General features: G+C 43.0%; 12 protein-coding genes. All 12 read right to left on the bottom strand.

What is annotated here, in order from left to right:
• Nucleotides 1-102: 102 nt before the first annotated feature.
• The 12 genes from EXT48_RS06695 to EXT48_RS06640 all read right to left on the bottom strand — a co-directional run bounded on the left by EXT48_RS06695 (nt 103) and on the right by EXT48_RS06640 (nt 15,829).
• Entirely contained in the window at nt 103-2,424 is a 2,322-nt protein-coding gene (locus tag EXT48_RS06695; RefSeq protein ID WP_130163975.1) for an RND family transporter, read from the bottom strand.
• Nucleotides 2,424-3,425, bottom strand: a complete 1,002-nt coding sequence (locus EXT48_RS06690) for a YCF48-related protein (protein WP_239359634.1) — start codon at nt 3,423-3,425, stop codon at nt 2,424-2,426. The genes EXT48_RS06695 and EXT48_RS06690 overlap by 1 nt, the downstream gene beginning before the upstream one ends.
• A 78-nt stretch (nt 3,426-3,503) precedes the next feature.
• Complete coding sequence (locus EXT48_RS06685) at nt 3,504-4,871, bottom strand: DUF1329 domain-containing protein (RefSeq protein ID WP_039495726.1); 1,368 nt, start codon at nt 4,869-4,871, stop codon at nt 3,504-3,506.
• An 11-nt stretch (nt 4,872-4,882) separates the two neighbouring features.
• The gene (locus tag EXT48_RS06680) at nt 4,883-6,982 is read right to left on the bottom strand and encodes a DUF1302 domain-containing protein (protein ID WP_130163974.1); all 2,100 of its coding nucleotides are present in this window, start codon (nt 6,980-6,982) and stop codon (nt 4,883-4,885) included.
• A gap of 249 nt (nt 6,983-7,231) precedes the next feature.
• Nucleotides 7,232-7,453 carry a DUF2835 domain-containing protein gene (locus EXT48_RS06675; protein WP_010604628.1) on the bottom strand — a complete coding sequence of 74 codons (222 nt, stop codon included), beginning with the start codon at nt 7,451-7,453 and terminating at the stop codon, nt 7,232-7,234.
• Complete coding sequence (pepN, locus tag EXT48_RS06670; RefSeq protein ID WP_130163973.1) at nt 7,454-10,039, bottom strand: aminopeptidase N; 2,586 nt, start codon at nt 10,037-10,039, stop codon at nt 7,454-7,456. It lies immediately after the preceding gene.
• Nucleotides 10,040-10,174: 135 nt separating this feature from the next.
• Nucleotides 10,175-11,656 (bottom strand): Na+/H+ antiporter NhaC, encoded by a 1,482-nt coding sequence (nhaC, locus tag EXT48_RS06665; protein ID WP_039495721.1) that lies wholly within the window; start codon nt 11,654-11,656, stop codon nt 10,175-10,177.
• A gap of 224 nt (nt 11,657-11,880) precedes the next feature.
• On the bottom strand, nt 11,881-13,917 hold the full coding sequence (gene prc, locus EXT48_RS06660) for a carboxy terminal-processing peptidase (protein ID WP_130163972.1): 2,037 nt from the start codon (nt 13,915-13,917) through the stop codon (nt 11,881-11,883).
• A gap of 10 nt (nt 13,918-13,927) precedes the next feature.
• Nucleotides 13,928-14,578 carry an RNA chaperone ProQ gene (gene proQ, locus EXT48_RS06655; protein ID WP_130163971.1) on the bottom strand — a complete coding sequence of 217 codons (651 nt, stop codon included), beginning with the start codon at nt 14,576-14,578 and terminating at the stop codon, nt 13,928-13,930.
• 15 nt (nt 14,579-14,593) lie between these two features.
• Nucleotides 14,594-14,872, bottom strand: a complete 279-nt coding sequence (locus EXT48_RS06650; RefSeq protein ID WP_010371557.1) for a hypothetical protein — start codon at nt 14,870-14,872, stop codon at nt 14,594-14,596.
• The gene (locus EXT48_RS06645) at nt 14,872-15,330 is read right to left on the bottom strand and encodes a GAF domain-containing protein (protein ID WP_010371559.1); all 459 of its coding nucleotides are present in this window, start codon (nt 15,328-15,330) and stop codon (nt 14,872-14,874) included. Before EXT48_RS06645 ends, EXT48_RS06650 begins: the two co-directional genes overlap by 1 nt.
• A gap of 121 nt (nt 15,331-15,451) precedes the next feature.
• Complete coding sequence (locus EXT48_RS06640; RefSeq protein ID WP_130163970.1) at nt 15,452-15,829, bottom strand: hypothetical protein; 378 nt, start codon at nt 15,827-15,829, stop codon at nt 15,452-15,454.
• Nucleotides 15,830-16,091 lie beyond the last annotated feature (262 nt).

Below are 16,091 nucleotides of genomic sequence, written 5' to 3'. Positions count from 1 at the left end.
TTTGACGAAAACATTTCAAGCTTTTCAGCTGTTTGCTCATCTATTCACAAAAAATAGATATAAATCGCCAATACCAAATAAAAAGGAGCACAATTATTCACATTATTTTTTCTGGTCAGACCAGATAAGCGTTCCAATTGCCGGTAAAAGCAGCACAGCACCCAGCATATTTACCAAGAACATGAAGGTTAAAAGGATACCCATATCAACCTGGAACTTAAGCGCAGAGAAAATCCATGTGCTTACGCCAATCGCCAATGTGATACCAGTAAACAGTACCGCACTGCCTCGTTCAGCAAGCGCATTTCGATAGGCAACCGACAATGGCATACCTTGCTTAAGCTGTCCCATCATAGAGGATAGAATATAAATGCCGTAATCGACACCTATTCCCACACCCAAAGCAATTACCGGTAGCGTCGATACCGTTAAACCGATTTCAAGCTGCACCATAAGCGCCTGAGCCAGCGTTGATACCACATATAAAGGTAGTACCACTGCGATAGTCGCTCGCACGCTCCTAAAGCTCGCTAAGCACAACAGAATCACCGCGCCGTACACGTAGATCATCATAGGAACCTGCGCCTCGGAAACGGATTCATTTGTTGCCGCCATCACACCGATTGGACCTGATGCTAATTTAAAGGCAACGTCATCAGTTCCCTCTTCTTCTGAGAACGCTTTGATTTTTGCAATCACATGGTCGATAGATTCGGCCTTATGATCTGCCATAAAGATGATAATAGGCATCACCGAACAATCACCGTTAAGTAGCCCAGAGCTGGTCTCCACTCGAGAAGTAGCTTGAACTAGAGAAGCGGTATTTCTTGGTAACGTCTGCCACTTTAAGTTACCTTCGTTGTACCCAGCATTAACCGCTTGTGCAACGGAGCTTAAAGAAACAGCCGATTGTACACTCGGTAAGTTTTCTACTCGCCATTGGAAACGACTAATACGCTCCATTGTATCGTGCTCAGTACAAGCCGCAGGTGTCGCTTCTACAATTACCTTTAAAATATCAGAAGAAATGGCATAACGGTCTGAGATAAGGAAAGTGTCTTGGTTGTATCTGGCATCTTCATGTAGCGCCGGTGCACCAGCATGTAAATCACCAATACGCATTTTTTCAGATTGCCAGTAGCCAAATGCGAATAGTACTGCACTGATAAGTAAAATCACTCTGGCCACTTTTTTGTCTGTGGTTTTCACCAAGGCCTCTCGCATTGCCTCAAACATACCATGGCTGGCGTTTTTACCATCACCAAGTCGCTTAATATTTGCAGACTCAAAGAACGATGCCATTACAGGAAGCAGTACCAAGTTGGTAAAGATAATAACTGCAACCCCTAAACTGGCAGTAATAGCAAGTTCACGAATAATGCCGATATCGATTGCCAGTAAAGTTAAGAAGCCAACGGTGTCCGAAAGTAGAGCAATGCCACCTGGGATAAGTAATGCTTTAAAGCTCGCTTCAGCAGCCACTTTGCAGCTTACCCCTTCCGCTACTTTTTTACCTATCGCGTTGATCATTTGCACACCGTGACTCACGCCAATAGCGAAGACTAAGAAAGGCACCAAAATAGACATGGGATCAACACCAAAACCCAAAGTACTGAGTAAGCCCATCTGCCAAATCACAGCAATAAATGAACAAACAATCGGAAGCAGCGTAAGCTTAAAGCTCTTACAGAACATCCAGACCATAATAAAGGTAAAAGCAATTGCTAACGCAAAGAAAAGCACTACACCTTTCGCACCATCAGCAATGTCACCGGCCATTTTCGCAAAGCCAATAATATGTATGCTCACTTTGTCAGTGCTAAGAGGCGCTCGGATCTCAGACTCTAATTTTTGCGCAAAGGCTAAGGTATCAAGCTTTTCTTGAGTTTGCGGATCGGTTTCCATTAGCTGAGCGGTTACCATGGCACAAGAATAGTCGCTTGCAACCATACGACCCACAACTTTTGCTTTTTCAATGTTCTGCTTTACAACCGCTAGGCCTTGTTCAGTAGGTTGAAAATTAGCGGGAATAATAGGTCCACCGGCAAAGCCGTCTTCTACCACCTCAACGAATCTCGCACTGGGTGCAAAGATTGAATTCACCAGTGGACGATTAACACCTGGGATAAAATAGAGCTGATCATGCACCGCCTTTAGCTGAGTGAAAAATGGCTCATTAAAGATGTCACCATCTTTGTCACAAACAGAAATAAGAATACTATTTGCACCACCAAACTGTTTTTCGTGCTTCAAGTAAACTTTCATGTATTCATGATTTAGTGGAATATTTTTGTTAAATGACGCATCGAGCTGAATTTGTGTGGCTTTGAAGCCCAAAAATATCGTCGTCAGTACGAAAAAAGACACGACGGTAAGACGATGCCTAAAGATGGCGTATACCAATTGATTTAAAAACGCTTGCATTAGTTGTTCACCTCTACCTCAGCAATCCCCTGCTCCGTCGCTAGAATTAGCTGATTCTTTTTAACCACACCTGCTAAAATAGAGTGGCCGTTTTTTAGTTGTTTTGAGGTTAGCTTACCTGCTTTCAACGTGAATATTACGCCGCTGTTAGCAAACATATAGGTCACATTATCTTTGTGGGCAATACTATTTATAGTCGCCGTTTTTTGAGTATCAAGTTGCACTACTTGCTGTGCATTACCAATAAATGCGTTGCCCCTAAGGCCTGCAACAATAAGTTGGTTATCTGAGGTTTGATCAACAGCAAAAAATGAACCGCGATAAAAAGGCTCAAATTTTTGCCATGTTTTTCCTAAGTCATCACTTTGTGCCACAAGTCCCATTTCACCGGCAAGGTACATCATGCCTTCGGCTATTAACAGGCGATTAAAATGGGGAAGAATAAACGCCGTTTCTTGTTCATATGCCGCGGGGTCTTGCTCTTTTAAATCGGCTAAGTAGTCGACATCATCGGGGTGAACAAATTCACTGATAAAACGTTTTGTCCAAGACTCACCACCATCAGTGGTTTCAAAAAACATGCCATAAGCGCCCACAGCAAAGCCGTGTTGTTGGTCAATAAACTCAATATCAAGACAAGGCTTTTCCAATGTTGGTAGATATTGTTTTAGCGCCCATGTTTTGCCACCATCTGTGGTTTTGATTATGCTAGCGTCGTGGCCACAAGCCCAACCAATATCTTTGCCTTTGAATGTCACAGAGGTTAACAGTGATTGAATTGGCACCTCTGCCTGCGTCCAGTTTTGCCCTTCTTGTTTAATAATTATTGTGCCGTGTTTACCTACCGCAATTAACGCATCACCGTTATCTGTAATATCCGTGAAAAGCGTTTGCTCTGGGTGAGCGACCATCAGGGCTGATTTTGCAGAAATCTGATCACTACTTTCGGCTACTGCTACATGCGCCATAGTTAAAATCGAGGCTGCTACTAACTTCTTCATCATGAGAAAACACTCGAGTTGTGAGAGGAAAGGAGGAAGAAGGCTGAAGCGAGGTTGCTTCAGCCTGATAATATTTGATTAACGGCGACCCTCACGGCGCAGCGCACCCTGAGTAAACTCGTTATCGTTGAAAGACTGACTGAAGTCATACATGTCTTCTTCGTTATCTAACCCGATCGCAAGGTAGCGACGGGAGTTTAGATCATGATAGACATCCAACGTACTCCAATGCGTCGGCACTTCGTAGTAATTAAGACCATGTGCCATCGCAACGCGATACATCTGGTCACGGTTATCATAGATGTCCGTTACGTGGATTTGCCAGCTATCTTCATCAATATAGAACACACGCTTTTTGTAAATATGGCGAGTACCTTCTTTCAGATTAGCTTCGACTACCCATACGCGGTGCTTTTCATATCGTACGTGTTCTGGGTTAATATGACCGGCCATCAAGATATCATCATACTTCAGCTTGTCGCTATGTAGTTTGTAACTGTTGTAAGGGATATACATCTCTTTTTTACCAACAAGTTTCCAATCATAACGGTTTGGAGAGCCGTTAAACATATCAAAGTCATCTGTTGTACGTAAGCTATCTGACGCAGTTCCTGGTGCATCATATGCAACGTTTGGCGCACGTCTTACACGACGCTGGCCTGCGTTATAGGTCCAAGCCTGACGAGGTGTCAAAATTTGGTCCATGGTTTCATGTACAAGCAATGCAGTTCCAGCAAGACGTGCAGGTTCTGTCACTTGCTGCTTAAACTTAAACAGGATATTTGACTCTTGCAACGCTTCAGGGGTTGCATCTGTTGCAGAGTACTTAACCAATAATTGCTCATCGAAACCGATAATGTTGTAAGCACCTGACTCCGTAGGCATCGCTTGACCGCCGTAACGTGCAATCGACAAGCCACGGAAACGCAATAGGTGGTTCCAGATAGCTTCTAAGCCATCTTTTGGCACTGGAAACGGGATACCGATAGCGGTATTTTTAATGCCGTTACCACCTTCGATAAGCTCTGCTGTAGATGCGTATTTCTTTGTTGCATCATACACAAACTGCGGATAAGACGCGCTTCGTCTAGTTGGGTAAATGTTCATTTTGAACGTTTCTGGATACGTTTCAAATAGCGCAATTTGACCTGGGCTTAGCAATGACTTGTATTTATCTAAATTTGATTTATCAATTGTGAACAATACTTTGTCATCAGCAAATGGATCTGGATGGTGCATGCCCACTTCATAACCAGCTGGAGGCGCTGTGATCCCACCATTCCAAGCCGGAATACTGCCATCAGCATTACCCGCTTTCTCTGCACCGATAGGCGTCAAGTCTTTACCTAAACGTGCAACTTCGTCAGCGCTCATCTTAGCCATAGCGCTGCTGGCAGACAGCATTGTAATTATTGTTGCTGCGATAAATGTAGGTTTTCTAAACATATCGAAAGCCCTTAAATTGAATACTTAATGTTGAATGAGATGAAATCACGGTCCGCAAAGGTATTCGTCTTACCACCACCCCAAAACGTGTTATAGCCAAAATCAAATGACCACGAATTTAGGTAGTTAAAGTTAAGATTAATGCCTAGCGATTTACGATCCTCAATGAACAAGAACATAGGATCCGGGGTGATACCGTTAACATCATGTGAGAACACTACGCGTGGAGAAAAATTCACACCACTGAATAGGTTGTTATACTCACCCTTAGCAATAAGGCGATAGCCCCATGCAGAAGCCGATGGGAATGGATTGGTCTCTGGACCATTTGAAACCGCTTGGTGGATAAGATTGTAATCTCGGCCAGAAAGCCCCTCAATCGTGCCGCTTCGGCCAGTACCTGAAACATTCAAACGAAGCTCATCGTACTCTGGCATGTCTTTAATAGTAACAGCACCTACTTCACCAACCACTGCCCAGCTATCTGCGCCTAGCGATGGTCCAAACAAATGTGTTGCAGTAAACTGTGCTTGAATAGTGTCTCGCAAAATATAACCTTGCGCGACTTCACCAGGACCCACATAAGCAACATCGTCCCCTTGACTAAGCTGAGATAAACCAGCCAAATCATCACGCAGACCCGCAGCGGCTAACTGCTCAACCATACCCGCGTAAAGTAGTTCAACGTCATCTATCTGTAGTGGTTCATCTTGTCTATATGCCACTTCACCAGCAAATGCGGTTTCACCAATTGCGGTATTAAAACTTAAACCATACAGTTTGATGTCTTCTGGGTAGGTAATTTGCGCTTGAGTAAAGGCATTTAGGTTAGTGACATTGTCTGCGGTAATTTGATTTTGTGCGATGTAAGCTAAATCAGCCATGATCGCTTGCCCTGTAAAGTTAGAAGCTTTACCGGAAATCAGAGGTCTACGGCTGTGGTAATTAATGTAATACAAACCAAATTCAGTGTCGTTTAGCTCTGGAGAGAAAATACCTAAGCGTAAACCGTACTGACCACCATCATCAGGTTCGCTCTTACCGTTATTCCCTTTTCCTTTAAGCGCCACTTTAGTCGGATAAGCCATATACATGGACGCTGCAGCGCTGCCAACTGCTTGTGCTGTTGGCACTACGCCTTGAGCAACCAATGCGGCAGTTGCATCAGCATATAAACTGTTTAATGCGTCAGTGAGGTGATACAAATCGATATCAGGGTTTGAGGTAAAACCAAGCTGAACATTTTGCATATAACCATTTTCAGATGCAAAATCATTGGTTGAGAAGTAACTACCTGTTGCCGGCAATCTGGTTTCATGCCATTGATACTGATAAAAACCTTCAAGGTTGACGTTTTCAGACAAACCAATCGACGCCCAAAGCATACCTACAGGGATAAAGGCTTCTTTTACTTCAGAGCCAGGAGCTTTCAAACGGTCAATATCCACTGGGTTGACGTTAATGCCATGGGAAATAAGCGTACTTTCACCCCAGTTAACTACCTGCTGACCTAAACGCACGGAGAGCGGGTTTTTGCCATCATTGAGGTCAAAATCCGCCCAAACAAATGCATCTAGCAAGCGTAAATCCGAACAGACTTGTTTTCTGGTATCGTCGTCTTCACACGGGTCAACTTTTTTGCCTGAAACAGGGTTGCTATATGCAAAATCCCCATCTTCCATCGCAAAGTCGTAGAAATACATGAAACGAGTGAACAAACCATAGTTATCTTTGGTAATTGCTAAATCATGGGTACCTTTTAACAACTGAGAGAAAGTATCTCCAGAGTCAAAGTTTAGGTTACCAGCATCACCATTATTTGAATAGGCACCCTGTTGTGACCAGATCTGTGACGAAGAATAGATGGTATTGCCAGTGGTTGCTTTATAACCATCCCAGTTAAACTGTGGATGATTACTTTTACCGATGAAATCAAAGTTACGATCTTCAACGCGAATGCTTTGACCATAAGAAAAAGTCGAATCGAAGGTAATTTCGAAATCACCAACTTCAAAACTGGCCGCGTGTACTGACGTGGCGGCAGCTCCCATTACTGCCGCGCTAAGACCGAGCATGATTTTGTTTTTCACAAAGAGCGATCTTTTTATCATTATTTCTCCCCCTTTTGGCGGGTCATGTCTAGAGCTTAAGCTCTTAGAGTTATTGTTTTTTGTTGTCTAAACGATAGAAGCGAAACCGCGAAAATACAAATACTGCTCAACTAAATCAACGCTTTTTCGCCTCTAGGGGCGTATTTTACTCTTGGTAAGACGTCCTACCAGATAATTTATAACACGTATTTCAAGCTTATAACAAACTCATTTAACAAAAATAAAATATGTTTTGCAGTTTCACTTCGATTAAGTGACTTTTTCTAACGATAGAAACTTATTGCTATCATCCAAGATGAGACGGAATCTTCCCCTGATCCCAATTGATGAAATAAAGGGGCGAATACGCTCTGCGGGGAAGCGAATACTCTTCCCCCCATCTTCAATCACTTGCACTGAAGTATAGTGCCCGTAGTAGTAACCGAGGCACTTGTCATAGCTCAAATCCATGTAAAAGAAGTACTCTTTCATCTACTGCGCTAGCGCCTTCTCTACCTTCTCATATAAGTCGTCGCTCAAGCCTTCTAAGTTTGCCAAACGGCTCAACTGCCCACGCATCAGCTGTTGGCGCGTTTCATCATAACGCTTCCATGACATGAACGGCGTGATCATACGTGACGCATTTTGTGGATTGATGTTGTTTAGCTCCACTAATAAGTCTCCCAATAGCGCATAGCCCTTGCCATCTGTACGATGGAATTGCGCGGGGTTACTTCTTGCGAAGCTTCCTATCAATGCGCGAACACGGTTAGGATTGCCTTTGTCAAAACAAGGATGCGCATAAAGCGCATTTATATTCGATATCACCTCATCATTAGATAAGCTTGCACTTAATGCAAACCATTTATCCATGACTAGACTATCGTGACGCCATTGACTATCGAATTGACTGAACAAGCTTTCCATCTTTGTGTGCTGCGCGGCGACGGCGGCTTTTAATGATGCCAACTTAGTGGTCATATTGCTTGAAGAAAATTGATTATCTAGCGCGCTCTCAACACTATCGGAATCTGTTTTCGCTAAGTAATAAAGCGCTTTATTTTTAAAGGCTCTGATCGCGACATCCTTTGCTTCTAATGAGCCTGAGTCTTGCAAAGACAAATAAGCGTGTTCAAACACCGATTGCAGTGATTGCGCAATTTGCATTTCAAATGCATCGGAAATTGAAACGAGTTTGTCTACTGGGATAATTTCAAATTGACTAGCTAGCGTATCAAACGTTGGTAAAGTCAATAACTCGGCCAATAGCGCAAGGTCTCCATCTAATGTTTCCACCAATGCGGACAACGCATCGAGGACTTTTGGATCCAGTTTGAAATCGCCTGACGTAACCGCTCGTTTAACTTCAATCATAAAGATTTGCTGCACTGCTTCCCAACGAGCGTAATCACTACGCGCAAAACGCAATATGTGTAGTAACTCATCAATGGTATAGCTGTACTCCATAAGCACAGGCGCTGAGAAATCTTCTAGTAATACAGGAACGGGTTTACTTACAACTTGCTCAAACTCAAACCGCTGTTCAAATTCAGTAATATCTAACGCTCGTTGTATTTCTCCGTGCTTTGTTAGCAACGGAATGCTTTCACCTTGCCCATCCAAAAGCTCTAGCTTAAAAGGAATATGCAGTGGCACTTTTACGGGGTCGCCATCAGCATGGCTTTGGCTCACCGTAATTGAATATGTTTGTGCCTGTTTGTCATACTCGGTAGCCACTTTTACTCTTGGCGTGCCAAATTGCTCGTACCATAGTTTAAATTGCGTTAAATCGACACCAGAAGCATCCATCATTGCATTAACGAAATCATCGCACGTCACTGCTTGTCCGTCATGACGCTCAAAGTAGAGTTTCATCCCTTTTTGGAAGTTTGCTTCCCCCAATAAGGTATGCATCATGCGGATCACTTCAGCGCCTTTGTTATAAACAGTTACGGTATAGAAGTTATTCATTTCGATAACTTGCTGTGGCCTTATCGGATGTGCCATCGGTCCCGCGTCTTCTGCAAACTGATGCGTACGCATCGCCATTACTGCGTCGATACGGTTGAGGCCTCGAGAACCTAAATCGCTGCTAAACTCCTGATCTCTAAATACGGTTAGGCCTTCTTTTAAACTAAGCTGAAACCAATCACGGCAAGTAACCCGGTTCCCAGTCCAGTTATGGAAGTATTCATGTCCAACTATCGATTCAATGGTGTGAAAGTCTCGGTCTGTCGCAGCCTCTTGGCTTGCCAACACACAGGCACTATTAAAAACATTTAGTCCCTTGTTTTCCATTGCCCCCATATTGAAAAAATCAACCGCGACAATCATGTATATATCGAGATCATATTCCAAATCAAACCTTGACTCATCCCACTCCATGGCCTTTTTTAGTGACGTCATAGCATGGGGAGCTTTATGTAAATTGCCTTTATCGACAAATAGCGCCAACTTCACCTCTCTACCCGACTTTGTGCTGTAATTGTCTTCTAATACGTCAAAATCGCCGGCAACCAAGGCAAACAAATAGCTTGGTTTTTTGTGTGGGTCGTGCCATTTTGCAAAATGTCTGCCGTCACTTAAGCTCCCTTCTTCAACTTTATTGCCATTTGATAATAAGTAACGATACTTTGACTCACCGATGATCGTCACCGTATAAGTCGTCAGTACATCAGGTCTATCCATAAAGTAGGTGATTTTTCTAAAACCTTCCGCTTCACATTGCGTACAATAAGCGCCGTCAGAGAGGTATAAACCTTCAAGTGAGGTGTTTGTTTGCGGCGAAATTTTAGTGACAATTTTGAGCTCAAAGGCCTTTGGCAAGTTAGAAAGAATCAATTCAGAGTCAGATTTTTCAAGGCTTTGCCACTCTTCACCATTTACCTGACAAGATGCTAACTCTAAGTCGACACCATCCAATATTAATTGTGTCGCATTGCCCACCGCGACAAACTGACTTACGGCAGTCACTATGGTATTTCTTGGGCTTAACTCAAAGGTCAAGCAAAGCGTATCAACGGTATGGCTTGGTGCAAGGTAATCTTTAAGAAATTTGGCTTGTGGTTTTTGAGTCATATATAGTCCTTACAAAAACGCCCCAAAAAGGGGCGAGTGATAAAACAAATTTGATATCGCCAATTCTAAGGATAGGCGTTTAATTTCTATTTGACCTGTTGGAAAAGGCCTGAGCAAGATTGCAAATGCACTATTTTATGCACGGCCTGCTGTCTCATTTGGTTCTTCTGCGTTTACCGTAGGTGGCGTAATCTTAAGGATCTTGATACCAAGATACGCGTAGATGACCGCCAGCACAGGATTGATCAAGTTAAAGAATGCGTACATGGCATAATCAAACGGATTGATCAGTAGTACGCTCTGCATATATGCGCCGCAGGTGTTCCAAGGGATCAGTGGACTAGTGATTGTGCCACCGTCTTCCAGCGTACGAGAGAGGTTTACACTCTTCAAACCGCGCTTTTTGTATTCTTCTTTGAACATACGACCAGGAACAACAATCGCGATGTACTGATCCGCGGCAACTAGATTTGTACCAATACAAGTTGCAATAGTCGAGGCAATTAGTGAGCCCGTGCTTTTTGCAATTTTAAGAATGCTGCGTACAAAGACATCAAGTAAGCCAGTTTTTTCCATAATGGCACCAAACATCAATGCCGTCATCACCAGCCAAGTTGTCGTTAGCATTGATGACATGCCACCGCCACTTAACAAGTCGTCCATTTTTGCATCGCCTGTTTGCAATGCAAAACCATCAAAGAAAGTCGCCCACACCAATTTCACATAGCCCACTAACTCGCCTTGGCTAGCATCAATTTGACTTGCAATAAGATCACCTTGGAACAGCACTGCCCATATCGCCCCTATCACCGCGCCGATTGAAATCGCCGGAAAAGCAGGCATTTTCTTGATAGCAAGCCCAAGCAGCACCAGCAAAGGAACTAGCATTAACAGGTTAATGTTGAAATTAGTTTGTAGTATCGAAACAATTTCATCTATTCGTCCCGCCTCGCTTGACGCTTCAGCATTAAAGCCCATGACAATAAATATAATAAGTGCGATTACAAAGCTAGGTACTGTGGTCCAAAGCATATGTTGAATATGATCAAATAAATCACTACCGGCAACTGCAGGCGCTAAGTTCGTGGTTTCAGACAATGGGCTTAACTTATCGCCAAAATAAGCACCTGAAATGACTGCACCCGCGGTTACGACTTGATCTAAGCCAAGCCCTGTAGCCACACCTAGTAGAGCGACACCTATGGTTGCGGCCGTCGTCCATGAGCTACCTATACTCATCGCAACAATCCCACAAATCAAACAACTCGCGGCATAAAACCAACTTGGATTGATAATTTGTAGTCCGTAATAAATCAGTGTGGGAACGGTACCAGACAGCAGCCAAGTACCTATTAGGGCACCTACCATCAATAAAATGATAATGGCACCAAGAGAGATAGTGATCCCCTTTATCATCGCTTCTTCAAGCGTCTTCCACGTAAAACCATTTTTTAGGCCGACGAGCGCTGCAGTGAATGTTGCAAAAAGCAAGGCTATTTGGTTTGGACCTGATGATGAACTGTCACCATAGAGGTACACCGCAGCACCGAGCAAAGCGACCAACAAAGTGATCGGTATAAGAGCGTCAATAAATGACGGCTGTTTTTGTTGTTTCAAAAGGAATACTCCTACGCACGACGACCCATGCTTATAATTATTTTATTTGCAGTATACCGTTTTGAGCCGTTTTGAGTAGCTAGGTTGCCAGTGGTCGAGCCACGCACCATTCTCAAAAAGCCTCAAAAGAGTATCAGCTTAGAAAATCTGGCAGATGATAACAAAATTTGTAAAGTAAAAGTAAGTGTAAAAGGCATAATAAAAGGCGCTTGAAGCGCCTTTTATTATTTATTAACTTCGTTTTTGGCTATCCGCCCGTATGAAATTAGGTCCTGCGTGATTAGCGCAGCCTCTTCAAGGTAGGGGTCTAACTCCGAAATAACCTCTGGTGCATCATCCAAATCTTTAACCGGTTCTAAACCGAGACGTTTCAACCTTTCATTAGTACGTTTCAATACCAGATCATCGCGTTCTTCACGCTCCTTGATACGCTCGGCTTCAACTAATGAAATCGCCTTATCATCTTTGCGCGCTTTGTATTCTTCAATATCTTTATAAATATATTCGAATTCTGGCTCTGCTTTTACTCGCTCATCATGGCGCTTACTCAAGTATTGAATAGTTGGCGACAAGTTATCTAGACTCGCATATTTTGCTCGAACAATACTATCCCAAGGCAGTGCATTATCTTCTTGGCTCTCTCCCCACTCTTCAGGATTGATTGCCGAAGGTAGCAAGATATCAGGGATCACGCCTTTATGTTGCGTACTGCCACCGTCGATACGGTAAAACTTCGCAATAGTGTAGGTTACACTTCCCAAAGGATTCTCGAATAAATCGTAATTTTTACCGAGGCCACGATGTTGTTGCACGGTGCCTTTACCAAATGTTTGCTCACCAATCACCACTGCTCGGCCATAATCTTGCATCGCAGCAGCAAAAATCTCAGATGCCGATGCACTATAGCGGTCAACCAAAACAGTCAAAGGTCCATCGTAGAAGGTAATGCCATCTCTATCTTGTTGACTTTCAACCCGGTTATAAGCGGTATGGATCTGAACAACTGGACCTTGGTCAAAGAATAGACCGGATAGCTGGGTCGCTTCGTAAAGTGAGCCACCACCATTTTGGCGAAGATCAATGATAACCCCATCTACTTTGGCTTCTTTAAGTTTAGCGATTTCAGTTTTTACATCTTGAGAAAGATTATTGTAGAAACTCGGGATTTCTATCACGCCTATTTTGCTTTGTAGCTCAGAATACTTGGCTTCAAAGACAGAAGACTTAACTGCGCGATCTTCCAATTTTACTTTGTCACGAACAATTTCAACGACTTTAGGCGTACCGTGACTATCAGTCCCTTTAAGGTATTGAAGTCGAACCTTGGTCCCCTTCGGGCCTTTGATGAGATCAACCACATCATCTAAACGCCAGCCGATAACGTCTACAAATTCTTTATCATCTTGTGCTACGCCGATGATTTTGTCGTCCGGCTTAAGCTTTTCGGTTTTGTCCGCAGGGCCGCCAGGAACTAAACTACGGATCACAGTGTAATCTTCATCGTAACTTAATACCGCACCAATACCTTCCAGCTCTAAGTCCATATCCATTTTGAACTGTTCGGCTCGGCGTGGCGAGAGATAGGAAGTGTGCGCTTCAATACTGCGTGCAAACGCATTCATGATTACTTGAAATGCATCTTCACTGTTCGTTTGGACTAGGCGTTTTTGCGCGTTTTTATAGCGCTTGGTAAGGACTTCTTTGATCTCTTCCCAATTTTTGCCAGTCAACTTTAAGCGCAGCGCATCAGATTTAACACGCTGGCGCCAATATTCGTCAAGTTCGCTTGTCGCGGCTGCATAACTTTGCTCTTCTCTATCAAAAATGAACTCATCTTTTTTGTCAAAGTTCATTTCTTTGTCGAGTAAGGCAATGGCAAAATCATAGCGCTCAAAGCGACGCTTCATGCTTAGATTAAACATATCATAAGCAAAACCCAGTTTTCCTGAGATCAATGCATCATCAAATTGCTTACGATATTGTTGAAAACTATCGATATCCGACTGTAGAAGCAAAGACTTATTAAAGTCGATGGCTTCTACGTAACGATCGAAAATTTTATCCGATAAGCTGTCATCAAAGCTGAAGCGTTTGTAGTGTTGTCGAGTAAATAGGTTAGTCACTCGTTTACTAGCCGTTGTATGTTGCGCTTCAGGTTTAAGAACCGGCAAGTCCTTAATAGTGACTGTGCTTGTTGAGGCTAGAGTAACACTCGATACGAACGCGGCGACTAGGGAAATGAGTGGTAACTTTTTACTCATATACAACTCCTTACTGGATATATAGGCTATCTGCTTTAGTTTTAACTTGCATTCCTGTTACAAGCTCTACGTGCACTTCATCATTTTTGACTTCAGTGATAGTAGCGTTAACAAGCGCTTGACCAAGTTTAACTTTAACTTTGTTATTAACCTTGACCTGTTCAGCCGGTAAAGGTTCAACTTTACCACTACGCTTTGGTTTAACTTCAGCAGGTTTACTACTCATTTTAGGGCGTTTTTGGTCTTGACGATCCCTAGAGTGAGGTTTCTTTTTGTAAGATTTTGTTTCGCCATCGCGATTGTTTGGACGCTGTGGCTTTTTACGCTTAGCCATTTTTGCACGGCTCTCAGCCAATGCTTTTTCTGCGTGTTCAACGTGCTCTTGTTCAACCTTTTCAGCTTGATTGCCGTCTAGGTCTACACGAAACTCGTTCTTAGTGACTGCTTCGAGATAACGCCAGTTTGAAGTGTATTTACGAAGTGCCTGACGTACTTGAGTTTTACTGACTTTGTCAGACCCCTCAATACGCTCAGCGATATCTTTGAAAATACCAACCTTTAATGGCCTAATCCCATCCTTTTGCTTGAAGCAGTTAGGAAATTCTGAAAATAAGAAGTCTAATACTTCATTTGTGTCTTTTAGCTTGTTTGTGGTTTCCATTTTTAAACCTATTAATTACATCTGCTCATCGAGCGACGAGTTTATATAGTGTGTAACCCAGTCAATTAGCTCTTCTATATCTGCTTCAAGAAGCGCTAAATCACCGCGAAGATGTTCCCAAATACCTTCTATGAGCCTATCTATTGTGTCACAGTCTAAATCTTCGGGAAGCAAATCCCATGCGTGATGAATAAGTTCATTTAAGCGTTCTGCAACAACTTCCTCTTCGCCTTCCCAATCACCAACATCGGCGTAGGAAAACAAATAATCTTGTACCTGAAGCATATCTTTCATTAAAGCGTTTCCTCAAACGCTTTAACTAACGCTTCTAATCCGATTTTATCCTGCTCGTCAAATCTTGCCAGACTAGGACTGTCAATGTCTAGCACGGCGATCACTTTATTATCTTTGAAAACAGGGATCACAATTTCTGAATTTGATGCTGCATCGCAAGCAATGTGGCCAGCAAACGCATGAACATCCTCAACCAATTGCGTTTCACAAGTTGCAGCGGCTGTACCACACACCCCTTTACCGACAGGAATTCGTATGCAGGCTGGGTTGCCTTGGAATGGCCCAAGAACCAACTCTTCAGCGCTATCCATAAGATAAAAGCCTGCCCAGTTGATATCTTCAAGAGTTGTAAATAAAAGCGCACTCAAGTTTGCCATATTGGCAATCACATTGTGTTCACCACTGATTAGCCCTTGAGCTTGTTTAACTAAAGTCTGATAAAAGTCTTGCTTTTGCATTACCATCAAATTCACGAATTGAACGACAAAAGCTAAAGGTACTCTTTCGGAGAAATAATTAAAACCTTTTCGACTGAAAAAGTATTAATTATCTGTAAAACTGACACTGCTCGGTTAATTATCACTCAGTTTTATGATGACCTGCCCGTAAACCAAACAAGAATAGCCCCGCGGCGAGCATTGACATTAAGGCGTTAACAATAAAACCGACACCCGATTGTGCAGCGAAAAGATAGCTAAATACCGCACCACCAAGTAAGCCCAGTGTTAACAAACCACCATATTGCACCTTGTTGTACCTAAACATAAGGATATATCCGGGAGCAACGAATAGACACATTGCAAGACCAACGATGTATGCGTTAGAAATTGCGCTCAGTAGTAAGTTAAAGAACATTTCACTGCGACCGAGTGTAAAGCTGTAGTAAATCCCAAGCACACCACCCACGATTAACGGTGATAATAAAGAGAACCCAACCCCTTTGCTAACTTGTTTCATATTCAACACTCTCTACACTTATTATTCATTCAACTCTATTGAGTATTGTGCAAGCAGTGCCTCGGCACTAGCCGACTTTGGTCTAATAGGTATTTTTTCGAGAGTATACTGGTGAAATCGCAATACGAGAGATTTCTGATATCAGAAACAAAAAAGCCCTCAAATTTGAGGGCTTTAAATGTGGCGGAGAGATAGGGATTTGAACCCTAGATACGCTATTAACGTATGCCGGTTTTCAAGACCGGTGCTTTCAACCACTCAG

The organism is Pseudoalteromonas sp. CO348 (genome assembly GCF_004208845.1).
In the GTDB taxonomy this organism is placed as follows: domain Bacteria; phylum Pseudomonadota; class Gammaproteobacteria; order Enterobacterales; family Alteromonadaceae; genus Pseudoalteromonas; species Pseudoalteromonas maricaloris.
This window is presented reverse-complemented; position numbering and strand designations above follow the sequence as displayed.

Bases quoted from the DNA above. Each gene is read 5' to 3' on its own strand.
- EXT48_RS06695 (WP_130163975.1), bottom strand. From the start codon at position 2,424: ATGCAAGCGTTTTTAAATCAATTGGTATACGCCATCTTTAGGCATCGT.
- EXT48_RS06690 (WP_239359634.1), bottom strand. From the start codon at position 3,425: ATGAAGAAGTTAGTAGCAGCCTCGATTTTAACTATGGCGCATGTAGCA.
- EXT48_RS06685 (WP_039495726.1), bottom strand. From the start codon at position 4,871: ATGTTTAGAAAACCTACATTTATCGCAGCAACAATAATTACAATGCTG.
- EXT48_RS06680 (WP_130163974.1), bottom strand. From the start codon at position 6,982: ATGATAAAAAGATCGCTCTTTGTGAAAAACAAAATCATGCTCGGTCTT.
- EXT48_RS06675 (WP_010604628.1), bottom strand. From the start codon at position 7,453: ATGAAAGAGTACTTCTTTTACATGGATTTGAGCTATGACAAGTGCCTC.
- pepN (WP_130163973.1), bottom strand. From the start codon at position 10,039: ATGACTCAAAAACCACAAGCCAAATTTCTTAAAGATTACCTTGCACCA.
- prc (WP_130163972.1), bottom strand. From the start codon at position 13,917: ATGAGTAAAAAGTTACCACTCATTTCCCTAGTCGCCGCGTTCGTATCG.
- proQ (WP_130163971.1), bottom strand. From the start codon at position 14,578: ATGGAAACCACAAACAAGCTAAAAGACACAAATGAAGTATTAGACTTC.
- EXT48_RS06650 (WP_010371557.1), bottom strand. From the start codon at position 14,872: ATGAAAGATATGCTTCAGGTACAAGATTATTTGTTTTCCTACGCCGAT.
- EXT48_RS06645 (WP_010371559.1), bottom strand. From the start codon at position 15,330: ATGCAAAAGCAAGACTTTTATCAGACTTTAGTTAAACAAGCTCAAGGG.
- EXT48_RS06640 (WP_130163970.1), bottom strand. From the start codon at position 15,829: ATGAAACAAGTTAGCAAAGGGGTTGGGTTCTCTTTATTATCACCGTTA.